The organism is Paenibacillus sp. J22P169 (assembly GCF_059691995.1).
The window spans coordinates 2,972,779-2,995,881 of record NZ_JCAUAO010000001.1 but is presented as its reverse complement, the minus strand read 5'-3'; the positions used below and the strand labels follow the sequence as shown (position 1 = coordinate 2,995,881).

The window sequence follows — 23,103 nt, the reverse complement described above, 5'->3', positions numbered from 1 at the left end:
CTGATAAAGGAACCTGGGGATTGAACAGAAAAAAGGGAGGAATAAACATGAATAAGAGAAAGGTTGTCAGCGCTTCTACCGCGATAGTGTTGTTATCCGCGTTCACATTGGCGGCATGTTCCAATTCAGACAATAAGGGAGCAGTTAGTGATACCTCAAAGGCTAACGAGCCAAAAGTAATTCCTAAAATTTATATCTACCAAAACACGGGGGCATTGACTGCGAAGCCGGAAGGCAGCGTGCCTGAAAAGCTGGAAGAGATGAAAAAGACGTATGTCGATAAACTTGGCATCGAGCCCCTTGCCATCGTCCCGCCGCAAGGAGCGGATGCCGCTAAGGAAAAGCTTAACCTCCTCTTAGGTTCCAAAGATGAGCTCGATACTTTCCAGGGTAATTGGGACGATTATGCCTCGAAAGGCGCGATCATCCCGCTCAACGACTTGCTGGATAAGTACGGACAGGACATCAAGAAGGCTTGGCCTAAGGAAGCATGGGATTATATGATGGATAAGGATGGGAAAATCTGGGGTATTCCACGGGGCATGCCGGCAACGCACTATCCGCTTTGGATCCGTACGGATTGGCTTAAGAAACTGAATTTGCAAATGCCTAAAACGTTGGATGAATTGGAGGCTGTTTTGAAAGCGTTTAAAGAAAAGGATCCTGACGGAAACGGAAAAGACGATACCATCCCGATGATGACGGATCTGAACGGAATTAAAAACGCTCTGCTGGGTGGATTCACCGAACATGGGAATAGCAACTGGATTGACCCTGCAGACCAAAAAGTAAAACCGATGGAGCTTGCGCCTGGATTTAAAGACTTTGCAGCCAAGATGGCGGACTGGTACCAGAAGGGCTATATCTACAAAGAATCGTTTGCCAAGTTTGATCCATTAGAATTGTTAAAAACGAACCGGGTAGGCACATCGTCGATGTGGTATTCTCGGATCACGCTTCTATTCCCGCAAGTTAAGCCGAACCTGCCAGCCGATGCTAACTATGAAATGATCCAAGGCATCCAAGGACCAAAAGGCAAGCTGATGACGGCTTCTCCGGGAAGCACTACGGCGCAAGTGATTACGAAAAAAGCAAAAAATCCAGAAGCGGTCATGAAATTTATCAACCATCAATATCAAGATATTCCGACGAATTCGCTGAATGCAGCATTTGGAACGAACTGGAATTATGTCGGAAACAGCAAGTTCGATATTGAATTGAAAAATAAAGACATTACGTACGCTGGTGAATATTGGCTCTCGCTGGCTACGGCTATTGAAACCAAATATGCATTCCAAGATCCTATAAAGAAAATGCATGCCGAATATTTGAACAAAGACTTATTAAAGCTTGAAGTTGCAAAAATGCCAGTTGACGCCACCATTATGTACGACAAAAAAGCGCTGCAGGATAATGTTCCGACACTAGGGGATATCGACCGGTTAAGAAGTGAGGAGCTGGTAAAATTCGTAACGGGCGCAAGGCCGATCGCTGATTTCGATAAATATATCGATCAGCTGAACAAAGCGGGCCTCGACAAGTGGATCGCAGAATACACGAAGCAATATAACGAAAAGAAGAAAAAGTAAGGTAATCCATGAATGAATAGGCTAATTGCATAAAACAATCGCGAAACGGCGGCTTGCGTTGGAAACAGCTACACACTAGCCGCCGTGAACGGTTAAGAAAGGAGGATCGCCTTTGTCATCCATGAATCCAGCGGTTATCAAATCCACGCGCAGCAAACCTGCTGCCAAGCGGGGGCTGTGGTCGTCCATGAAGATGCACCGATTTTATTACTATCTGATCCTTCCAGGCATGCTTTATTTTCTAATCTTTGATTATATCCCGATGTTTGGAATCATTGTTGCGTTTAAGGAGATCTCTCCGTTCGAGGGAGTTAGCGCGATTTTCACAAGCGAGTGGGTCGGATTTAAGCATTTCATCCGGTTCATGAACTCGATTTATTTCTGGAATGTCATGCGGAATACGCTGCTGATCAGTCTTTATAAGCTGCTGTTTGGATTCCCGGCTTCCATTCTGTTGGCACTCCTGTTGAACGAATTGAGATTTGCTGCGTTTAAGAAAGTCGTCCAAACCATTTCATATTTGCCTCATTTCATTTCTACAGTTGTATTGGCGGGGTTGACGATGATGATCCTTTCCACCGACGGCGGCATGATTAATGCGATTGTCGTTAAATTTGGCGGAGAACCGATCCATTTTCTGGGCAGCCCTGATTATTTCCGGAGCATTCTCGTTTTTTCCCATGTTTGGCAGTCAATCGGATGGGGGAGCATCTTGTATTTGGCCGCTATGACCAGCATCGATCCAGGACAATACGAAGCGGCAAGAATGGACGGAGCCGGACGTGTGCGTCAAGCATGGCATATTACATTACCAGGTATTACTCCGGTGATCGTCATTTTGCTGATCTTGTCGATCGGAGGGTTACTCAATGCCGGGTTTGAGAAGGTGTTGCTGCTGTATTCCCCTGCGGTTTACGAAGTGGCGGACATTATCGATACCTATGTATACAGAGAAGGTTTGACGAAACTGGATTATTCCTTTGCTACCGCTGTTGGTTTGTTTAAAAATATGATAGCTATGGTTCTCATTCTAGGAGCCAACTATCTTGCAAAAAAAATGAACCAGACGGGAATCTGGTAGGGGGTGGACAGTTGATGAGCGCTATGAAACCTACCATAGGTGAACGTTCGTTTGATGTATTTAATCTTGTGATTTTGACCGTGATGTCACTTCTATTTTTAATCCCATTCTTGTCGGTGCTGGCCACTTCCTTTATAAGCGCGGAAGAATCAATGAGAAGAGGAGCTTTCGTCCTCATTCCGGAAAAGATCGATTTCGGTGCTTACGACATGCTGCTGAACCGTGGCATGATCATATATAACGCCTATAAAGTAACGATATTCAGAGTGGTTGTCGGAACGTTTCTTAATCTGGTGTTCACTGCCACTTTGGCATACGGACTAGCGCGCAGGACGCTCCCTGGACGAAACGCTCTCGTCTTAATCATTTTTCTTACGATGATTTTCCACGGGGGACTGATCCCGAACTACATGCTGATTGATAATTTGGGATTGAAGGATACCTTGTGGGTGTTAATTATCCCAGGTTTGGTCAGTGCGTGGAACTTGTTCATTATGCGGAATTTCTTTCTTACGCTGCCTGAGGAGTTGGAGGAATCGGCCGTCATGGATGGCGCTTCACCTGCGCTTATTTTATGGAAAGTTGTCGTCCCACTGTCTATGCCGGCTATTGCAACGATTGGTTTGTTCTATGCCGTGCATCATTGGAACGATTGGTTCAATGCCTCTATTTATATCAACTCCCAGAGCAAACTGCCGATTCAGGTGGTTATGCGCAATATTTTGCTGACCGGATTGCTTCAGGATGAGACTCAGGTTGAGCTCATAAGGGACCCTCCTCCTGCAGCTTCGTTGAAGTCGGCCGTTGTTGTTATTAGCACGCTTCCTATCCTATTCGTTTATCCGTTTATTCAAAAATATTTCGTCAAAGGCATGCTGGTCGGTTCGGTCAAGGGCTGATCGCGAAAGGAGAGCTTAAGTTGCTTAATAAACAAAATCTGTACATGGCGGGAGAACTTGGCTATCATACGTTCCGCATTCCGTCCTTGCTTGTGACTCATGAGGGAACCGTGCTGGCTTTCTGCGAAGCTCGTATGAATGGGGCAGGCGATGCTGGCAAAATAGATGTCGTGCTCCGAAGAAGTGAGGACAATGGGCTTACATGGGGGCCGATGCAGACCATCGCCTCTGAAGGGCTCAGTACGATCGGTAACCCATGCCCGGTGCAGGATAGAGAGACGGGAACTATCTGGTTGCTGCTTAACCGAAACGCGGAAGATGGCCACGAGAAGGATATTCTAGCAGGTAAGAAGTCCAGAGACGTCTTGGTGATGAAAAGCGACGATGACGGCTTGACGTGGTCGGAACTGAGAGATATTACGCAAGACGTGAAGCGACCAGAGTGGACTTGGTATGCGGCCGGGCCCTGTCATGCGGTTCAGCTGAAGAACGGGCGCTTAATCGTTCCGTGCAACCACGCAGTTTTGAACCCGGAGACGGGGACGTCCGGTCCTTACACAGCGCATGTCTTCTACAGCGACGATCACGGAACGACATGGCAACTTGGGGGGATCGTTGGTGAAAGCACCAATGAATGCTCGCTCGCCGAAATGCCGGATGGCACGATTTATATGAATATGCGCAGCTATCACGGGCACAATCAGCGGGCCATCGCATGGAGTCATGACAGCGGTATGACTTGGTCGGATATCACGCTGGATGAAGCGCTTGTGGAGCCGGTATGCCAAGGCAGTGTCCTTGCAGACGGACAAGGGGGCGTTCTATTTTCCAATCCGAGTAGTGTGAAGAGAACCAATATGACAGTGAAAGCAAGCGTGGATGGCTGCCGCACCTGGACTGTGGAGAAGGTTATTCATGAAGGTCCTTCCGCCTATTCCGACTTGGCTATTACGCAGGATGGGAACGTTCTATGTCTATATGAATGCGGAGAAGAGAAATCTTACGAGCGCATTTCGCTAGCAAGCTTTTCTAGAAAGTAACTAGGAAGGAGATCGTGGCATGTTCAAAAAAGTGATTGTATGCATTTTCAGCGCCATTCTGGTGCTTTCTCTAATTCCGGTTTCGTTAACTGGGGACGAATTGGCAGCTGCTTCCTCGGGAGAAGCCCCTTATTTTCAAAACACGGACTTATATGTATCGGGTACTGAAGGCTATCATACGTTTCGAATTCCATCCCTTTTGACGACTAAGGCGGGGACTGTGTTGGCATTTGCCGAAGGCCGCAAAAACAGCGCCTCTGATACGGGCAATATCGACTTGGTGCTAAAGCGCAGCTTTGACCAGGGGCGGACGTGGCAGCCGATGCAGATCGTCTGCGATGTAGGCGTAGATACTTGCGGGAACCCAACGGCCGTGCAAGATGAGAGTACGGGACGAGTCTGGCTGTTCATGACTCAGAATTACGGCGACGATACGATTGACAAAATTAATAATGGGACGAGCCGAGGCGTTCGCACTGTATGGAGTACGTACAGCGATGACGAAGGAGCGACTTGGGCTCCAATCGTTAATCGTTTCAATGAGGTTCAGAATCCCGGAACCCGTTGGGATGCAACTGGACCAGGGATCGGGATTCAGCTTCAGCATGGACCAGCTCAAGGCAGGCTCGTGATTCCGGCTATCGGCCGGAATATTCAAAGCGATGACCACGGCGTAACGTGGTACGAGAGCGGAAGACTGCCGGACGGCTTGAACGAAGCGACTGTCGTAGAGCTGACAGACGGCACTTTAATGCGAAATGACCGGATATCAGCTAATCCGCAGATGAAAAGACGGGGGATATCGACGAGTACGGATCAAGGAGCTACTTGGTCTCCAATTGTCTATGACGATGAGTTAATTGATGCGATCTGTGAAGCGAGTATCGTACGTTATAAGCCCGCAGACAACAGCGAAGGCAATCGGATGCTGCTGTTCGCGAACCCAGCCAATACGGAACGCCGGGACAATATGAGCGTTCGGATCAGCAATAACGACGGTCAGTCTTGGGCTACACAAAAGACGGTGTATAAAGGGAATGCTGCTTATTCCTCATTGACGGTTTTGCCGGATGGGAAGGCAGGTCTTCTCTTCGAAGGCGGAGCCTACACGGCTTACGACAAGATTATGTATGCAGTGTTTAATCTGGATTGGTTCTCTGTTCAGGAAGCCGATTTAGACAATCTGCAGTTTTCAGATGGAAGCTTAACCCCTATATTTCGGGGAGATCAGACGGAATACATTCTTAACTTGTACAACGGGACTGAGCAGGTGACCTTAACTCCAGTTACCTCAAACAAGGACATCTTCATTACGGTAAACGGGGCACCGACGACCTCTGGAATTGCAAAACAGATTTTGCTGAACGGGTTATCGGATATTACGGTCGAAGCGAAGCTTGGTGAACGAGTCCGCCATTACAAGATCCATCTGGATCAGACGAAAGCGAAGCCAGAGCTTCTTGTACACTGGAATTTCGATCAGACTAATGGGCAAGGGATCGAGGATTTGACCGGTAAGAGGCACACAGGCGTGTTGACAAATGGTGCAGAGCTGAAGCCAGGCCTAGATGGAAACGCCCTTTATTTGAATGGACAACGGGCCAATGTAGAAATTACGAATACAGCGGATTTGCACCCGGGTACGGATGATTTCTCGTTCTCGGTTTGGGTCAATCCTGATGCCTTATTCCAGCAAAGGCACATTCTGTATTGGTATGGTGTAGCCGGTGCGAAGCTTCCGCAGTGGTGGTTTTCCGTAGAAAAGAATGGTGCGGTTCGCATCAACATGACGGGAGTGCCATCTGGTAAAGAAGTGGGGGTAGCGACTGCCGCTGGGTTAGTCAAGCCGGGCGAATGGACTCACCTTACAGTAGTCCGTGAGGGCTCCGTTAATAAAATTTACGTCAAAGGCGAATTGGCTGCCACATCAGTTCAGTACGATCCAGTCTCCATGGACCTTACCAATCAAAGCTCGCCTCCTCTAGTAGGCTTTGATAAGGGTACCGTTGCGAACCGCGATTGGAAAGGGTACATCGATGATCTGAAGCTTTATAAATATGCGATGAATGAGGCCGATGTCAGAAAGCATTACTGGAACGGCATAGATAAAATGAAACCATTGACAGAATCTGCGATCGAACCTGCTGCCCCGAATGGTGCGAATGGATGGTATACGAGCGATGTAACGGTCACACTTTCCACTTACGACAATTTGTCCGGAGTGGCCCGCACGGAATACCGGTTGAACAGTGGCGTGTGGAAGTCTTATGATGGCGTAATTATCGTTTCTGCAGAGGGCTCCAACGTATTGGAATATCGAAGCGTGGATCGTGCCGGAAACATCGAAGATGTTCGCAGCCAGTCCTTCCTCATCGATAAGTTGGTTCCGATGTTGAAAGTTACCGCAGATCCTACGGAGATATGGCCGCCGAATGGCAAGCTAATCCCAATAAGCGTAGACGTTCAATCGACGGACGCTGTGTCTGGCGTAGAAGGTATCAAGCTTGTCTCGATTACAAGCAACGAAGACATTCAAGATGATGTTATAGGTGCGGATTACGGCACCGATGATCGCAGCTTCTCATTGCGAGCTAAGCGGAAAGGCAATGGTGCTGGACGCATTTACACGATCACATATGTGGTAACGGACCAAGCTGGACATAGCACCACGAGTACAACTGACGTACATGTTAAGCATGATCAATCGAAGTAGCACCGGATTTCAGATAAGAGAGGATGGCATGGAATGATTGAGAAATTTGCTGTAAGCCGAGACGATGATTGGTATGAAGCTTGGCCGGATGTGACGCTGACGGTTGGCGGGAAGCTGGTTTGCGTATTTTCGCAATGCACGCACCACGGAAATCGCGCACAAACACGCCTAATGATCACGGAGAGTTTGGATCGGGGAAGAACGTGGGTCAACAAACGGCCATTCACCGAGCTTACGAATGGCTTGCCTTACTGGAATTGCGCTCGGATCTCCCGTCTGCGTGACGGAAGGCTAATGATTGTCGCTGACCGGATTACGAAAGAAAAGGAAGGCGGCGGCCAGAACTTCCTTTGGATCGGCGATCCTGAAGGGATGCATTGGAACGGTCCCATTTCAACTCCACTGGAGGGCATCGTACCTGATCAGCTATGCGAGCTGCCTTCAGGACGCTGGCTGCTCTCCGCGCATAAAGTCGACGGACAGTGGTTGCGATACTCTGATAATCAGGGTGAAAGCTGGTCGAATCCGGTTCTCGTCGCATATGATCCAGGCCTCAAATTGTGCGAAGTGAGCATTCTTCCGCTTCCGGACGGTACGCTTGTAGCATTTCTCCGGGAAAACTCCGGAGAAGGTTGGGATTGCTACAAAACGATCTCCTACGATCAAGGAGAAAGTTGGAGCGAATTGTATCGGATGCCTTTACCCGGATGTCATCGTCCTGTCGCTGGCTTGTTGCAAAGCGGTCACATCCTGATCACCTACCGTTTCATGCAAGGGGGGAAGGGCTGGCTTGGAAAGTGGACACAAAACTTCTTCGCCGCCTTTACGGATCAGGAGTCAGCCAAGGCACAGGGGAGACGAGAGCAATGGACCCGAATCATTCCTCTCGATTACGATCGAAGCCCATCCGCCGACTTAGGCTACTCCGGCTGGGTGCAATTCGAGGATGGAGAAATTTACGTCGTCCAATATATTGTAGACGATGCGCCTAAAGGGCAAATCAGAGGGTACAGCTTCAGGGAAGAAGACTTCCTATTGCAGGTTTGATTATAAAACGATAAAAGCTTCGACCAGCATGGAAGCAAGTAGTAACCGAGAACACCTGTTATCGTAACAGGTGTTCTTTTTTATATGGGGAAAAAGTCTGATGTATCAAGGGGTTCGGAATTCGGTTCCCTTCATTAATTCAATCATTTTGTTATCAAGCAATGAATTCACCGGTTAAGACTCGCTATGCTCCTCCTATTACCTATTTTTGGGATAGAAAATTACTTTGTAGGAAAATATAGGAGCAGGAGGTGAAATAGATGTCATCGTTTTCCAATCCCCGAATCAGTCCCTTGCACGGTTTAATTTTATGTATGAGCGCTACTTTATCCTTAGGCCAAATTTCAGGCGGAGTTATCATCATTGAACAAGCCAAACGGGATGCGTTTGTTAGCAGTATCATTGGGTGCATAATCTACTTATTATATGCGTTTTGGATATATCGCATCGTAATCAAACAAACGCCTAACCAATCCTTCCTAGATGTCATTGAACTTAAAATGGGAAGTTGGTTCGTACGGATCGTGAAATATTGGATTGCTTTCTATTTGTTTTGTGAACTATATATTATTGACAAAAATGTTGTCACATGGGTTAAATCCATGATTCTGCCTTTTACGCCGATTTGGGCCATTTCTTTGCCCTTACTGATCGTCTGTGCCTACTTAGCCGTTAAAGGAATCAAACCAATCGCCATTTCCTTTTCATTATTACTGCCTACGGTATTGGCGCTGGTTGTATTTATGGCGGTGTTTACTTATAGATATAGACATTTTGACCTATTGCTCCCCCTATTCGGAGAAGGTGCGCGGCCAATCTTAGCAGGTACGAGATCCACGGTTAGAGTTGGGATGGAATTGTTTTTATTATTATTACTATCACCTTATATCGAAGGCAAATTCAAGTGGAAGCATTTTGTAGCCATGGTGTCTGTTATTTCTTTATTTTTCATTAATGCGGTAATGAGTGTGTTGACGATATTTGGCGCTTATGAAGCTACAAGACAACGATTTCCTCTCTTTTCGCAATGGCGATTAGTTAGAATCAGCAGTTTCGTGGAGCATCTTGACTTTTTATCCATCTATCAGTGGCTTAGCAGTACAGCTATTCTGATCAGTTTGGGGTTGTTTTTAATTGGCGATTTGTTGACTTCCAAACCAGGGAATAAAAAAATTGTCATCATACTATCAACAACGGCCTTATTTTTCGGTGTAGAGATTCCATTCAATGATAGCGATTTTTTAGCTTTAACAAAAAACTACTTTTATCCGATATCAGCTTTGTTTATTCTCTGCTGGACAGTATTAGCACACTTTACAACAAGAAAAAGAGGGTTATTATGATCATCAAATATGCCAACGAAGCGGATTTCAAGGCATTATTCTCTTCTTGCTTCGATGTGAAGATCCAGACTTACAGCGGTGCACAGGTTATTTATTGCGAAGGCATGGTGGATAGCAAGCAGTTAAATGAAAATGTTCTTCCTCGAATGACTGAAATGATTCAAAACGATGAGCTGAAGCTAATAGACGAAAGCGAAGAACTTAGTCAAATTGAACAGCGAGTCTTTTCAGGTAGCGTGATCCTCTTATTTTTTTATGAAAATGAAACACATGTGTATGAAGCAGATATAGCCGACCCGCCAAAACGGCAGCCTGAAGAATCCATTAGTGAAATATCGATTCGCGGCCCACGCGATGGATTTACGGAGGAAGTGATTACGAATGTTGCCCTCATTCGTAAACGATTAAAAACGAGCTCCCTTCAATATGAACACTTCATTGTTGGCAAAAGGGGAAACGTGAGTTTAGCCCTTCTGTATATCAAAGATATTATACATCCCGAATTTGTTCGTGAAGCGAAGCATCGGATTTCCCAAATCGATGTGGACTCTATTATTGGAATCGGGCAGTTGGAAGAATATTTAAGTGATTCCAGCGACTCTATCTTTCCGTTGGTTGACACCATTGGAAGACCTGACTTTGCAGCGGAGGCTCTGCTGCTCGGCAGATTTGTTGTCCTTTTGGACGGATCTCCTATGGCGATCATCGGTCCATCGAATTTGACTGAGCAATTAAAATCTCCCGAAGATGTCCATTCTTCCTACTATTACACGATTTTACAACGCATATTACGACTTGTGGGTTTAGTTATTGCTATGTTTTTGCCGGGATTTTACATTTCTTTGACCTGCTTTAATATCGACCAGCTTCCGTTCCCCTTACTTGCAACCATATCTGTAGCGCGTATGGGGATCCCCTATTCAACGACATTGGAAAACTTATTGATTCTGGGATTATTCGAACTGTTTCGTGAAGCAGGCATACGACTGCCAAAACCAGTGGGACAAACGGTAACGGTTGTTGGGGGGCTTATTATTGGGGATGCTGCGATTCGTTCCGGGCTAGCTTCCTCAGCGTTGCTCATGGTTACGGCAACTTCAGCCGTTGCCTCATTTACGTTGGTTAACCAGTCCTTGACAGGTACCGTCACACTTCTTCGAATTTACATGATATTGATATCTTCCTTGTTGGGCATATACGGATTTTTTATCGGTCTAATTTCTGTGGTGGGGTATACCTCCACATTAACATCTTTTGGTATATCCTACTGGTCTCCGATCGCAGAACTTAATGTGAGATCCTCCATCTTAGCGATATTTGATCGGCCTTTCAAATCCAAAAACAAACGACCGAGCATGCTGCAACCAACAGATTCAACGTCACAAGGAGAAAGACAATGAAACCAGTCGCACTCTTATTCATGCTCTGTTCTACGATGTTCATTTCTGGATGTTGGGACAATAAAAATCTTCAAGATCTGATGTATGTTACTGCCATAGGGGTAGATTATAAAAATAATTTGTATGATGTTTACGTACAAACGGTAAATTTTAACAATGTAGCTAAGTCGGAAACCGGAGGTGGAGGGGGTGGTCCGCAAGTGTATATTGGCAAAGGGAGCGGGAAGACGCTAGCTTTGGCATTAGGTGAAATTTATAATACGGTTCAAAGAAGATTATATTGGAGTCACGTCCGCACGTATTTGTTTACCGAAAGCGCCATGCAAGCTGGCGGCGATGATTACTTCGATAATTTAAAGAGGTACAGAGAATTTAGATATACACCATGGATATTCGGCACAAAAGGATCTATTGAGGATATATTAAAAGCCCCCTCATTTTTTCAGTTATCGCCAATTACCACCATTCTTGGCCAACCGGAAGAAAATTATATTCAGAAATCGTTCGTAAAGCCTATTCTTGCTCAAGAATATCAAATTAATCTCAATGAGCCTGGTGAATCAGCTATAGTTCCAACGCTAACCATTGATAAAACCGCATGGCAGTCCGAGAAGAAATCCGAAAATAAATTGAAAATTAACGGTGTATTTATCGTTCAAAAAAATAATATTCAGGGTTGGATGGCAAATAATCAGCTGAACGGATTGCGGTGGATGGAGAGAAAGACTTCAAGATCATCACTGGAAATCAAACCGGCAATTATTTCACTTGAAAAACCAAAACCTAAGATAACGATAACAGAAGAAAACGGGGAAACGATTTTCAATATTGAAGTCAGAGTCAGGGGAAATATTGTTGAATTACTCGATAAGCATCCGTCAGAGCAAGAAATGGAGAAAGAAGCGGAGGATCGAATAAAAGTAGAAATCCGTTCTACATATGAAGCTGGGTTACGCATAGATGCGGATATTTACAATTTTAGAAATGTGATGTTTAAGAAAAGAATGAAAAACTGGCAAGATATTAAGCTTGCTTCTTCATCGCTTAACCGAATTGATGTTCATGTGAATATTCAACATACGGGAGAGCTTAAGAAATCATAGTAAGTTGCAGATGAACAACACGGATCTCTATCTGGACTACAATACAAGCCCTTCAAGGCTGCCAGCAACGGTCGGCAGCCTCTTCTTTGTATCATTGTGAGAATCAAGTTTCGGTGGCACCGTGTATTGAGGAGCCGCCGTTTTTCGCGGCTTTTTGGCGTGCGCGGAACCGCCGAACTTTCATTAGGTTACCGCAAACTTTATCGTCGCAAAACCGTTTGGAACGGTTCCGGGTTTCGTCATAGTAAACCGCCAGACAGTCCGGATTGTCGCATATACGTAAGCGGGAGGGCTCGCCTTCCGCGAGTATGCGGCCGAATGAGGCCGCGATCTCAGCTGCAATGCGGGACCAGCCTGCTCGTAATGGCGTAGATTCCAAGCGATATCCCGAATACGAATCCGCGATGCGCAGAATGATCGGTCCGCCAGATAACGCCAAGTTCAACACTTCGAGATCGACGAGGTCCGCGGGCTCACTCGCCGTCGACTTTTGGACGATTCGAAACATGTGCGCTCTCAACCGTTTCAAATCATCCAATTCTACTGCTGAGGGAGCGCCCGGATAGGGAAGGCTATGGTTAGTAAGCAATTGTTCTAACCATCCATGCTTGGCCAACAGGTCTTCGGAATGACCGCTGCCTCTCCAATCGTGATAATCACTTTTCAGAAAATCGTCCCATAACATCGCGCTGCAACTCCTTATTATATGAAGAATATGTCTATTGTAACATTCAATTCAATTGTTAGCTAGTGACTCGGCTTGCATGTGGTTACGTTGGGCAGTATAAATTGGTATTTATATCATCGGTTTGATGCAACAAGTTATTATGTTTCCTCGTCTTTCATTGTGTTCGCCTGTATTGTGAGAGCATTGATTAAATTTCATCAAAGGGCGCGTATGGAAGTTAAGTTTCCTTATTCTAAAACGGAAATGGAGCGGCAAAATTGAGAATCCTGATTGTTGACGATCAGAGACTGATGAGAGACGGACTTAAGACTATCATCGGTTTGGAGCCGGGTATGGAAGTAGTGGGAACCGCTGAGGATGGCAGAGATGCTTATGCCAAAGTAATCGAACTGAGGCCTGACGTCGTGTTGATGGATATTCGAATGCCTGGAATGGATGGCGTGGAAGGAAGCGAATTAATCCTCAAGCACTTTCCGGAGACGAAGATACTAATACTGACCACTTTCGATGATGCTGAACTCATTATGAAAGTATTGGAGAAAGGCGTTCATGGCTACTTATTGAAGGATATGCCTTCGGAGGCAATCGTCAGTGCGATTCAATCGGTATACAGTGGAGGGACGGTACTTCAACACGATATCACAGCAATGCTGCTCAAAGAATTAAAAAAAATGTCTGATTTAAGCCTGGATCAGACTCACCCATTATGTAAAAGTACGCCAGATGAGCTGAGACTGCTGACTGCACGAGAGAAAGATGTGCTCGCATTATTGGGTCAAGGGCTCAATAATAAAGAAATTGCTGGCATGATACATACTACGGAAGGTACAGTCAAAAATCATGTTTCGAATCTGATAGCGAAGCTGGGTCTACGTGACAGGACACAAGCAGCCGTATTTTCCGTACGTTACCTTTTAAAATGAAGAGGGCATGACTTTTGGCATAGGAGCATGAAATTTAGCATGCTTTTCGATCAAATGTTTTGCCTTTTTATTATGCAGTTCATGACTTTTCTCAGTTTTGCTTCGTTTTTATTTTTGTTACAATCTGTTTCCGGAACGTTGAAAATAGAAGGGGTACGTAAGTTCAACCGTAGGTGTTCTCATACATGGCGAATTTTTGGGGAGCGATCATACGATGGAGAGAAAGGAAAGGGAAGAATGAAAAAGGGCTGGTTTGAACTGGACAAGTACAAGCACGATAATTGTTATTGCTCCGATTGTTTACAAAATTGGGTCATCTTCATTTATTCGTATGATGATGAAGACGATTCAACACCGGATGTAACCTTAACCTTGAACCGAACAACTGATAACGTAAACGGTTATTATTTGATGGAGTTTTCGATTTCATATGTAGGCCGCGCCATCATGTTTGATGAAGTTACGGCAATGGTCAAAAAGTTAGATGAGTTAAGCAGCGAAAAAGATTCAGTTAGTTTGACCGAGCATTTGGTGGTCTGCAGCGAGTTTTTTGATTGTGGAAAATCCATATAATAGTATGAAGGGAGCTGCCTAGGGTAGCTCCTTTATTCATTATGCTGATAAAGACTTCACGGGGTTTTTACATAATTTAGAAGAAGAATGAACATAACTAAAGATTATGATTAAATTTAAACCGGAATGGGATGAGGTTTTTCCAGCAGTTCCTTTTCATGTTAATGTTAAAATAAAAATACGTAATTCAGGAACCAAAGCAATTCCATTAAGCGAACAATAAGTAAATTGCACTTTGTAAATCAAATATCGGTGTAGCTGCACTTGGAGGTGGCGTTTGTAATGAAATATGCTATTTATATTATTGAAGATGATAGTTCAATCAGCCGTCTACTGAAAGAACATATTGAAAAATATGGACTCACGGCAACCGTTGCGGAAAACTTTGAAAGCATATTGGAAGAATTTCATATCCTCAAACCTCATCTTGTCCTGCTGGACGTTAATTTACCCAAGTTCGATGGCTTTTATTGGTGCAGGAGAATAAGAGAAACGTCTAAGGTTCCTATCCTTTTTATATCCGCAAGAGAGAGCGGGATAGATCAAGTGAGAGCACTTGAAAATGGTGCAGATGATTACATAACGAAACCATTCTCTTATGAGGTCGTGATGGCCAAAATAAACAGCCATATCAGACGGGTATTCGGGGATTATGCCAATGCGATTGGCGAGCGGGTAGTCGAATTGGAAGGATTAAAATTATATCCGGAAAGATTAGATTTGGAGTTTCAAAGTAAAACGGCCATATTGACTAAAAAAGAAGCGATTTTGCTCGAAAGTCTGATTCAGACCTACCCTAAGGTGGTTAACCGAAACTATCTGTTGGAACAAATGTGGGATCACTCCGATTTTGTTGAAGAAAACACGCTCAACGTAAATGTCACGAGGTTAAGGAAAAAGCTGCAAGACATTGATATTGAGAATGGAATCGAAACGATAAGAGGTACGGGTTACAAATTAAACAAGAGCTGGTAGGAGGTGATGTCAGATGAGTTTATTTTTAAAGGAGCACAAGAGTTACATCCTTGTTTATTATTTCTCCGTGATATTAACCACTTTTTATTGTGTCCTTGCGAGCGGTTTTCTATTTTCAGATGTTTTATATGCACTCTTATTCAATTCTTTTATTCTACTTGTTTTTTTAGGATGGAAATATGTGAAGTCGAAAGACATCTATGTAATCCTAAAACGTAACTTCAATGCCATCGAGGAATTCTCCTTGGATCAAGGTGATTCCTTCTGGGGCCGCCATATATCTGCCCTATTCAAGCAGCAATACCGTTTATACGAAAGGAACATGCAGCAAATTAACAACAACCATCAAGAGCATTTAACCTTTATTAATCAATGGGTACATCAAATGAAAACGCCGCTTTCGGTCATCAGGCTTCAGCTTGAAGCACACGCTGGCGAACCTTTTGCACACGGTATGAGCGAAGAGGTTTATAAAATGGAAAAGGGCTTGAATATGGCCTTATATTATGCGCGGATCGATGCTTTTGAAAGAGACTTTGTTATCGAAAGGACAAGCTTGAAACCGTTAATTTTGGACAGCATCAGCCAAGAGAAAAAGCTGTTCATCAAAAATAATATGTTGCCTAAAGCAGATGTCGACGACACCATTGAGGTTTACACCGATGTGAAATGGATCAAATTTGTCATTGAGCAATTGATAACGAACGGCATCAAATATTCCAAGGGAAAAGGAAAATATGTGACTATTTCCGCCTATCAAACAGAAGATCATGCTGTGCTGGAAGTCGTAGATGAGGGCATTGGCATACATCCTAAAGATATTAGGAGAGTCTTTCATCCTTTCTTTACGGGTGAAAACGGAAGAATCTTGGGAGAATCTACGGGAATGGGTCTGTATCTTGCAAAGAAGATATGCGAAAACTTAAATCATAAGATTTCTATTCAATCCGAAGTAAATCGAGGTACTAAAGTCAGCATTCTGTTTGATCATATCCAAACGGATCATATCTAATACTAATTAAGAACGTGCCTTATTTCTAATGCATGTTCTTTGTGCTTACTTCCAACCTTACAACAATGTAAGAATCGAGTAAGAAAGATGAATCGCTCAAGGAGAGGAGACGAAGTACGATGATACATGTAAACCAATCAAAAAGGAGCTGTTGAATAGACATGTTAACGGTCAGTCATATAAGTAAAACCTACGGTAAAGAAGTGATGTATCATGCCTTAAATCAAATAAGCTTTACCATTGAACCTGGAGAATTTGTCGGCGTGATGGGGCCATCGGGCAGCGGCAAGACGACATTGTTAAATATGATCTCTACGGTCGATCAACCCACAACAGGGGACATTCTGATTAAAGGTCTCAATCCGTTACATTTGAAGGGGGATCAACTAGCACTTTTTAGACGCAGGGAGCTTGGTTTTGTATTTCAAGATTTTAATTTGCTCGATACGTTAACCGTCGGGGAGAATGTGGTTTTGCCCCTTACCTTGGATAGGATCTCGGTGAAAGAGCAGGATAGTAGACTGAACAGTATCGCCACAACGCTGCGCATAGAGCATCTGCTGGGCAAAAGAACCTATGAAATCTCCGGAGGCGAGGCTCAAAGAACGGCTATTGCCAGAGCCATCATCCATAATCCCTCTCTCCTCTTGGCGGATGAACCGACCGGGAATTTGGACTCCAAAGCAGCAAGAACCGTCATGGAACTATTTGAGAAGATCAATAAAGAACATAAGTTGACCACGATCATGGTGACGCATGATCCTGTGGCAGCAAGTTACTGCAACCGGATCTTATTCATTAAAGACGGCTCCATCTATAATGAAATCCATAGCGGAGGCAGCAGGCAGCAGTTCTATCAACGGATCGTTGATGTGCTTTCGCTTTTAGGAGGTCCAGATCGTGGAATTTAAACAGTTCGCAACGAGAAATGTATGGCGCAACGGAAAGGCCTATTTCGCCTATTTCTTAAGTACATTGATATCCGTTACCTTATTTTTCTCTCTGACCATGTTTATTCTTCATCCCGATAAAGGAACCTTCAAATCCTATATCAAGGTTTCCCTTATGGGTGCTGAAATAATAGCCTATTTATTTTTGTTTTTCTTTGTCTTTTACTCCATCAGTGTATTATTAAAAAAGCGTTATAAGGAATTCGGTATCCTATATATGCTTGGCATATCGAGGAGCCAGCTGCTCAAGATGATCGCCATTGAAAATATAATTATTAGTGTCGCGGCAACAATCGGCGGCATCGTTACAGGCTTGGTGTTCTCCAAACTATTTTTGACGATTATCGAGAAGCTGTTGAGGCTTTCTTCCTTGCCGTTTTATTTTCCGATTAAAGCGATTCTGATTACGCTTGTATCCTTCTTGCTTCTCGGCATATTCGTCTCTTTTTTCACATCATGGATCGTAAAGGAAAATGATATCTTACATCTGCTTAAAGCAACGAAGGCCCCTAAGCCCGCGCCTAAATTTTCGCAACTTATTGCAGTCTTTGGCTTCCTTCTTCTAATTGCCGGTTATGTTTTATCATTTATTACAATCAAAGGCAATCTAGTGATATATATTTTAATCATTATGGGCATGGTCGTCATTGCCACTTATCTGTTATTTTCGCAGTTCAGCGTGTTTGCGATCGCTGTATTAAAAAAGAATAGGTTCTATTATTTAAGAAACACCAATCTGATCTGGATATCTAATTTATTCTATCGCGTACGGGACAATGCCAGCATGTTTTTCATCATTACCATCACATCGACAGCTGCTGTCATATTGAGCGGCTCCTCCTATGCCTTTTGGACGAATACCTTAAATAATATAGAAGAGCGATATCCGCTGGCTTTTACTTATCAAACTTTCGGTGTAAATCCTTCTGCTGCTGAGGAGATCCGTTTTATTGAAGATCAGTTAAAGAAAAACCAATTCCCATATGAAAAAATAGTTGTAGACATTAAATTTCTTATCCAAGAGGATGAGTCTGCTTTACCTGTAATAAAAGCAAGTGTTTATAATCAATTCGCCAAGCAATTGAACTTGAAAAACGTGTCTATTCGTGATCGAGAAGCGCTAAAAATCGTACCCCCAGAGGAAAACGATGGCACAAATCGTCTAGTGATTGAAGGAAATAGCATCGAAATAAAAGAAGAAATACGCGCGACGCTATTACAGGATCAATTTAATGCCATATATGTCGTTGCCGATCAGTTATTTGATCGCATTGCAGTCACAGAGGAGGCACAGCCCCAGTATGTGTTTCAAGTCAAGGATTGGTCTGGCACTTATGTCGTCTATGACGAATATGAGAAGATATATGGAGGTAATCAGACTTCGCTATTTTTGTCCAAATCCCATATTTATGAGACTGAAAAAAGAGCATACGGCACGATTATGTTCTTATCGATATTCTTAGGCACCATCTTCTTCGTGGCTTCTGGAAGCTTTATCTACAACAAATTTTATATGGATCAGGAATCCGATAAACAGAAATATAAGCAATTGCATAAAATCGGTGTAACTTTTAAAGAAATGAAGAAAGTGGTTTCGATCGAAATTGGGGTATTGTTCTTGTTTCCATACATCGTGGCAAGCCTTCATGCCGCCGTTGCTTTAGCAGCTCTGCAAAGGCTGTTTAAACTAGAAGTCGGCACAGCCGCGGTTATCATCTTGGGCATCTTCTTGCTCCTTCAGATTGTTTATTTCTTGTTCATTCGAAGGAATTATTTGAATGTGATAAAAAAGCATCTAACCTTCAGCTGAAGCAGGTTTATATGAAAAGACATCCAATAGGAGTTATTGGATGTCTTTTTTGAATAGGGATGGCTTCTTTATTTAGATTGGCGTCGCTTCTTTGGCATAGCGGTTTGCCGGCCTTGATAAGCCTAGATTTTCACGCAGCGTCGTACCCTCATACTCGTTGCGGAATAGACCGCGTTTCCTTAATTCAGGAAGAACGAGATCTACAAATTCCTCGAGTCCTCCTGGGAAATAAGGAGCCATGATATTGAAGCCATCGCAGCCTCCCCCAACAAACCACGCTTCGAGTTGATCAGCAATAGAGGAAGGTGTGCCAAAGATTGTCCAGTGTCCCCGAGCGCCAGCGATTTTTCTGCTTACTTCTAGTATGCTGAGTTGATCTCGTTTGGCAATATCTTTGATCAAGTGCAGCCTGCCCTTCACACCGTTGGAGGTATCGGGAAGATCGGGGAAGGGCTCATTCGGATCGTATGAAGTGAGGTCATAGCCGATCATACCAGAAAGTAGCGTAATCGCAGCTTCAGGATGTATGAGGCTCTGGAAATGTTCATATTTCCTTAGAGCTTCGTCGTCAGTTGCCCCGATGATGGGAAGAACACCAGGCAAGATTAAGAGATCACCTTGAGAACGTCCGTACGCTACTGCTCGACTTTTCACATCTTGATAAAAAGCACGTGCCTCTTCAAGCGTTTGCCACGCTGTGAAAATAACCTCCGCAGTTTGAGCTGCAAAATCTCGTCCATCCGACGAAGAGCCCGCTTGAATGACGACGGGGCGCCCTTGCGCCGAACGGGGGATAGTAAGCGGTCCTTTAACGGAAAACCAGGCGCCATTGTGATTGGCAGGATGGACTTTATCCTTATCAGCAAATAAACCCTTCTCTTTATCGAGGATCAGCGCGTCGTCCTCCCAGCTATCCCACAGCTTGGTTACGACATCCAAGTATTCTTTGGCCCGCTCATACCGACGATGGTGCTCCATATGAGGCGTTTCACCAAAGTTGCCGGCTGCTCCTTGATTGGACGTTGTCACTACATTCCACGCGGCGCGTCCGTTGCTTAAATGATCCAACATAGCGAATTGTCTTGCTACATTATAGGGCTCACTGAAGGTGGAGGACAGTGTTCCGGTCAAGCCAATACGCTCAGTGACCACCGAAAGAGCGGAAAGCAAGGTGATAGGCTCAGGACGAATGGTGGCCATACGTGTGATTGCAGTATCGAAATGATCGGAAACAGCCAAAATGTCGGCAAAAAAGATCATGTCAAACTTACCCCGTTCGGCCAGCTGTGCTAAGTATTTGTAATGTTGGAAATCTAGAATACCTTGTTCATTAGCTCCAGGATACCGCCACGCGGCCAGATGATGTCCTGCTCCGCTGAGAAATGCTCCTAGTCGCATTTGTCGTTTCGTTTCTGTCATCGTCATCTTCTCCTTCTAGGATATAAAAACCAACGTGCACCTTACTTCTGGGCACTTAATTCCTTAAGCGCTTGTTCCACGAATTTACTTTCCAACACTTGTGCCGTGTCTAGCTTCTTATTAATCGCTCCTTGTGAAAATAGGAAGTCAGCTTGCTCCTGATGGGCTTTGGCATATTCCGGTGTGATCGGAGACAGCAATGGGAAGGAGTTTTTGAGTACAGTCTCAATAATAGGTTTATCCAGCTTCTGTGTTTTGACAAAGCTATCCGCCACTTCATCTTGATGATCCAGGTAATATTTACGAGCTTGCTCATAGGTTTTGAGGAACAGCACAGTGAGATCAGGGTGATCTTGCGTGAATTTCGTTCTGGCAATGAGGAAGCCTGGCGCATTAATATTAAGATCCTCACCAGAGACTAGCACTTTGGCGCCTGCTTGGAACACAGCGATGGTCGCATACGGATCCCAGATGGACCAGGCATCAATAGCGCCGCTGTCCAGAGCAGGTCTGGCTTCATCTGGCTGCAGTTGAATAACCTTGATATCGTCGTCTTTTAGACCCGCTTTTGCGATAGCCATGTAAAGGAAGTTATAAGCGCTGCTTCCTTTAGCAACAGCTATTTTTTTGCCTTTTAGATCTTTCAGCTCTTTGATACGGCTGTTTTTCGGAATGACAATCATATTGCCTTTTCTTCCGTCACTGGTGACACCGATGGCTTTGAAATCGATACCGCCAACTTGGCCTGAGACGACCGGGGTCCCGCCGACGCTTCCAAAATCGAGTCTGCCTGAAGCTAACGCTTCAAAGTGGGGAGGACCGCTGGCAAACTCGTTCCAAGTTACTTCAGCACCTACAGCAGCAAACGCTTTTTCGAAGAAGTTATTCTCACGTGCATATACCAGGATACCTGTTTTGCCTTGTACGCCGATGTTTACCTTCACTTTTTCCTTCGGTTTCGTCGACGCCGGGGCAGCAGTCGTTCCCGGGGAGGCAGCGGTGGCAGGGGTTGCGGCATTTGATCCCGTTGTAGTTGAACTGCTTCCTTGGCCGCAAGCTGTTAATGTAAGTGCAACAATCAGAAAGACGAAAACAGATAAGTGCTTGGATGACCCTCTTTGAATAGACATAGTTTAAAAACTCCTTTATATAGGAATATTGTTGAATCTCATAATGGCAGGGCTGACTTCGTATAGCGATTCTTCGGCTGGGCAAGGCCGAGATGTTCACGTAAGGTTCGGCCCGTATAGGCTGTGCGATATAATCCGCGTCGCTGAAGCTCAGGGACAACGAGGTCGACAAACTGTTCTAAACCTTCTGGCAAATAGGGCGGCATGATGTTAAATCCATCGCAGGCTTCCTTAACAAACCACTCTTCAAGCATGTCTGCGATTTGGACAGGTGTTCCTGCTATCGTGCGGTGTCCGCGTGCACCGGTTACTCTAGCAATAAGCTGACGGATAGTTAACTGCTCCCTTCTCGCCATATCCAGAATAAGCTGATACCGGCTCTTGCCACCGTTAATGTCGGTGGAATCTGGCAGATCTGGCAGCGGACCATCTAGCGGATAGGTGGATAGATCATGCCGCAGTACGCCAGATACCATCGAGAGGCCAACGGCTGGGTGAACAAGCTCTTGCAGAGCGGCTTCCTTCTCACGCGCTTCTTCTTCGGTAACTCCGATGATTGGAAGGACACCAGGCAATATCTTTAACTCATCTGGCGAGCGACCGTACTCAGACAGCTGACCTTTCAAGCTGGCATAGAAGCTTTGCGCTTCCGCGAGGGTTTGCCAAGCTGTGAACACGACTTCAGCGGTTTGCGCCGCAAACGCCTGACCCGTTGTGGAAGAACCAGCTTGAACGATGACAGGTCTTCCTTGCGGGGTACGGGAGACGTTCAATGGACCTCGCACAGCGAAATGAGTGCCCCGATGAGCCGTTGTATGCACCTTGTTCGGATCAGCAAAAATGCCGGAAGCTTTGTCGATAAGAAGAGCATCCTCCTCCCAGCTGTCCCAGAGCGCGGTGACCACATCGACGAATTCCTTAGCTCTCTCGTAGCGAAGCGAATGGTCCAAGTGATGATCCCTGCCAAAGTTCTGCGCGGTGATTTCCATGCTTGTTGTCACAGCGTTCCATGCCGCTCGGCCGCCGCTAAGATGATCGAGTGAAGCGAACTTTCGTGCTACATGAAAGGGTTCGCTGTAGGTAGTGGAAACAGTACCGGCAAGGCCAATATGCTTGGTGACCGATGCAAGTGCAGAGAGCAGCGTAAGCGGCTCTGCCCGAACAGGCACGGTATGCCGAACGGCAGTGTCCAGACGCTCTGGCAGTGTAGGGATATCCTCCACGAAAATCATGTCGAATTTGCCTCGTTCTGCGATTTGCGCAAACTTCCGATAGAAGTCAAACGTAAGCAGACCGTTAGTTTCGGTATGCGGATGTCGCCATGCGGCTACATGATGACCGACACCAAATATAAATGCTCCCAGATGAAGCTGTTTTTTCGTATTCCCCATAATGCTTGCCTCCTAGC

At 45.0% G+C, this 23,103-nt stretch carries 20 protein-coding genes; 16 read left to right on the top strand and 4 right to left on the bottom strand.

The annotated features are described in order from the left end of the window. Window positions 1-47 precede the first annotated feature (47 nt). The 9 genes from AC58QG_RS13680 to AC58QG_RS13640 all read left to right on the top strand — a co-directional run bounded on the left by AC58QG_RS13680 (window position 48) and on the right by AC58QG_RS13640 (window position 12,215). Window positions 48-1,589 (top strand): type 2 periplasmic-binding domain-containing protein, encoded by a 1,542-nt coding sequence (locus AC58QG_RS13680; protein ID WP_497362566.1) that lies wholly within the window; start codon window positions 48-50, stop codon window positions 1,587-1,589. 121 nt (window positions 1,590-1,710) lie between these two features. Continuing rightward, window positions 1,711-2,670, top strand: coding sequence for an ABC transporter permease (locus tag AC58QG_RS13675; RefSeq protein WP_497362853.1), 960 nt, complete (start codon window positions 1,711-1,713; stop codon window positions 2,668-2,670). 14 nt (window positions 2,671-2,684) lie between these two features. Then, the gene (locus AC58QG_RS13670; RefSeq protein WP_497362565.1) at window positions 2,685-3,569 is read left to right on the top strand and encodes a carbohydrate ABC transporter permease; all 885 of its coding nucleotides are present in this window, start codon (window positions 2,685-2,687) and stop codon (window positions 3,567-3,569) included. Between the two features lie 20 nt (window positions 3,570-3,589). Further along, a complete protein-coding gene (locus tag AC58QG_RS13665; RefSeq protein ID WP_497362564.1) occupies window positions 3,590-4,609 on the top strand; it encodes a sialidase family protein in 1,020 nt (339 codons plus the stop codon). Between the two features lie 19 nt (window positions 4,610-4,628). After that, the gene (locus AC58QG_RS13660) at window positions 4,629-7,322 is read left to right on the top strand and encodes an exo-alpha-sialidase (RefSeq protein ID WP_497362563.1); all 2,694 of its coding nucleotides are present in this window, start codon (window positions 4,629-4,631) and stop codon (window positions 7,320-7,322) included. A 33-nt stretch (window positions 7,323-7,355) separates the two neighbouring features. Continuing rightward, window positions 7,356-8,369 carry a sialidase family protein gene (locus tag AC58QG_RS13655; protein WP_497362562.1) on the top strand — a complete coding sequence of 338 codons (1,014 nt, stop codon included), beginning with the start codon at window positions 7,356-7,358 and terminating at the stop codon, window positions 8,367-8,369. Window positions 8,370-8,629: 260 nt separating this feature from the next. Continuing rightward, window positions 8,630-9,712: a GerAB/ArcD/ProY family transporter gene (locus AC58QG_RS13650; protein ID WP_497362561.1), complete on the top strand. Its 1,083-nt coding sequence runs from the start codon at window positions 8,630-8,632 to the stop codon at window positions 9,710-9,712. Then, window positions 9,709-11,112 carry a spore germination protein gene (locus AC58QG_RS13645; RefSeq protein WP_497362560.1) on the top strand — a complete coding sequence of 468 codons (1,404 nt, stop codon included), beginning with the start codon at window positions 9,709-9,711 and terminating at the stop codon, window positions 11,110-11,112. The genes AC58QG_RS13650 and AC58QG_RS13645 overlap by 4 nt, the downstream gene beginning before the upstream one ends. Next, window positions 11,109-12,215, top strand: a complete 1,107-nt coding sequence (locus AC58QG_RS13640) for a Ger(x)C family spore germination protein (RefSeq protein ID WP_497362559.1) — start codon at window positions 11,109-11,111, stop codon at window positions 12,213-12,215. The genes AC58QG_RS13645 and AC58QG_RS13640 overlap by 4 nt, the downstream gene beginning before the upstream one ends. A gap of 103 nt (window positions 12,216-12,318) precedes the next feature. Here the strand turns inward: AC58QG_RS13640 and AC58QG_RS13635 are convergent, their stop codons facing one another. Further along, window positions 12,319-12,900, bottom strand: coding sequence for a CGNR zinc finger domain-containing protein (locus AC58QG_RS13635; protein ID WP_497362558.1), 582 nt, complete (start codon window positions 12,898-12,900; stop codon window positions 12,319-12,321). A gap of 260 nt (window positions 12,901-13,160) precedes the next feature. Between AC58QG_RS13635 and AC58QG_RS13630 the strand changes: the two genes are divergently transcribed. From AC58QG_RS13630 to AC58QG_RS13600, 7 genes are all read left to right on the top strand, one after another. After that, window positions 13,161-13,826: a response regulator gene (locus AC58QG_RS13630; RefSeq protein ID WP_497362557.1), complete on the top strand. Its 666-nt coding sequence runs from the start codon at window positions 13,161-13,163 to the stop codon at window positions 13,824-13,826. 27 nt (window positions 13,827-13,853) lie between these two features. Further along, entirely contained in the window at window positions 13,854-14,399 is a 546-nt protein-coding gene (locus AC58QG_RS13625) for a hypothetical protein (RefSeq protein WP_497362556.1), read from the top strand. A 106-nt stretch (window positions 14,400-14,505) separates the two neighbouring features. After that, window positions 14,506-14,622, top strand: coding sequence for a Ger(x)C family spore germination C-terminal domain-containing protein (locus tag AC58QG_RS13620; RefSeq protein ID WP_497362555.1), 117 nt, complete (start codon window positions 14,506-14,508; stop codon window positions 14,620-14,622). A 59-nt stretch (window positions 14,623-14,681) separates the two neighbouring features. Beyond that, a complete protein-coding gene (locus tag AC58QG_RS13615; protein WP_497362554.1) occupies window positions 14,682-15,374 on the top strand; it encodes a response regulator in 693 nt (230 codons plus the stop codon). 13 nt (window positions 15,375-15,387) lie between these two features. Continuing rightward, window positions 15,388-16,386 carry a sensor histidine kinase gene (locus AC58QG_RS13610; protein ID WP_497362553.1) on the top strand — a complete coding sequence of 333 codons (999 nt, stop codon included), beginning with the start codon at window positions 15,388-15,390 and terminating at the stop codon, window positions 16,384-16,386. A 155-nt stretch (window positions 16,387-16,541) separates the two neighbouring features. Next, a complete protein-coding gene (locus tag AC58QG_RS13605; RefSeq protein WP_497362852.1) occupies window positions 16,542-17,297 on the top strand; it encodes an ABC transporter ATP-binding protein in 756 nt (251 codons plus the stop codon). Beyond that, window positions 17,287-19,146: an FtsX-like permease family protein gene (locus AC58QG_RS13600; RefSeq protein WP_497362552.1), complete on the top strand. Its 1,860-nt coding sequence runs from the start codon at window positions 17,287-17,289 to the stop codon at window positions 19,144-19,146. Before AC58QG_RS13605 ends, AC58QG_RS13600 begins: the two co-directional genes overlap by 11 nt. Before the next feature lie 72 nt (window positions 19,147-19,218). Here the strand turns inward: AC58QG_RS13600 and AC58QG_RS13595 are convergent, their stop codons facing one another. From AC58QG_RS13595 to AC58QG_RS13585, 3 genes are read right to left on the bottom strand one after another with little or no spacing between them, the layout of a single operon-like run. Continuing rightward, window positions 19,219-20,565: an LLM class flavin-dependent oxidoreductase gene (locus tag AC58QG_RS13595; RefSeq protein WP_497362551.1), complete on the bottom strand. Its 1,347-nt coding sequence runs from the start codon at window positions 20,563-20,565 to the stop codon at window positions 19,219-19,221. 41 nt (window positions 20,566-20,606) lie between these two features. Further along, window positions 20,607-21,695 (bottom strand): aliphatic sulfonate ABC transporter substrate-binding protein, encoded by a 1,089-nt coding sequence (locus AC58QG_RS13590; RefSeq protein WP_497362550.1) that lies wholly within the window; start codon window positions 21,693-21,695, stop codon window positions 20,607-20,609. Window positions 21,696-21,733: 38 nt separating this feature from the next. Then, a complete protein-coding gene (locus AC58QG_RS13585) occupies window positions 21,734-23,086 on the bottom strand; it encodes an LLM class flavin-dependent oxidoreductase (protein WP_497362549.1) in 1,353 nt (450 codons plus the stop codon). Window positions 23,087-23,103 lie beyond the last annotated feature (17 nt).

Bases quoted from the DNA above. Each gene is read 5' to 3' on its own strand.
- AC58QG_RS13680 (WP_497362566.1), top strand. From the start codon at position 48: ATGAATAAGAGAAAGGTTGTCAGCGCTTCTACCGCGATAGTGTTGTTA.
- AC58QG_RS13675 (WP_497362853.1), top strand. From the start codon at position 1,711: ATGAATCCAGCGGTTATCAAATCCACGCGCAGCAAACCTGCTGCCAAG.
- AC58QG_RS13670 (WP_497362565.1), top strand. From the start codon at position 2,685: ATGAGCGCTATGAAACCTACCATAGGTGAACGTTCGTTTGATGTATTT.
- AC58QG_RS13660 (WP_497362563.1), top strand. From the start codon at position 4,629: ATGTTCAAAAAAGTGATTGTATGCATTTTCAGCGCCATTCTGGTGCTT.
- AC58QG_RS13655 (WP_497362562.1), top strand. From the start codon at position 7,356: ATGATTGAGAAATTTGCTGTAAGCCGAGACGATGATTGGTATGAAGCT.
- AC58QG_RS13650 (WP_497362561.1), top strand. From the start codon at position 8,630: ATGTCATCGTTTTCCAATCCCCGAATCAGTCCCTTGCACGGTTTAATT.
- AC58QG_RS13645 (WP_497362560.1), top strand. From the start codon at position 9,709: ATGATCATCAAATATGCCAACGAAGCGGATTTCAAGGCATTATTCTCT.
- AC58QG_RS13640 (WP_497362559.1), top strand. From the start codon at position 11,109: ATGAAACCAGTCGCACTCTTATTCATGCTCTGTTCTACGATGTTCATT.
- AC58QG_RS13635 (WP_497362558.1), bottom strand. From the start codon at position 12,900: ATGTTATGGGACGATTTTCTGAAAAGTGATTATCACGATTGGAGAGGC.
- AC58QG_RS13625 (WP_497362556.1), top strand. From the start codon at position 13,854: ATGAAATTTAGCATGCTTTTCGATCAAATGTTTTGCCTTTTTATTATG.
- AC58QG_RS13620 (WP_497362555.1), top strand. From the start codon at position 14,506: ATGATTAAATTTAAACCGGAATGGGATGAGGTTTTTCCAGCAGTTCCT.
- AC58QG_RS13615 (WP_497362554.1), top strand. From the start codon at position 14,682: ATGAAATATGCTATTTATATTATTGAAGATGATAGTTCAATCAGCCGT.
- AC58QG_RS13610 (WP_497362553.1), top strand. From the start codon at position 15,388: ATGAGTTTATTTTTAAAGGAGCACAAGAGTTACATCCTTGTTTATTAT.
- AC58QG_RS13595 (WP_497362551.1), bottom strand. From the start codon at position 20,565: ATGACAGAAACGAAACGACAAATGCGACTAGGAGCATTTCTCAGCGGA.
- AC58QG_RS13590 (WP_497362550.1), bottom strand. From the start codon at position 21,695: ATGTCTATTCAAAGAGGGTCATCCAAGCACTTATCTGTTTTCGTCTTT.
- AC58QG_RS13585 (WP_497362549.1), bottom strand. From the start codon at position 23,086: ATGGGGAATACGAAAAAACAGCTTCATCTGGGAGCATTTATATTTGGT.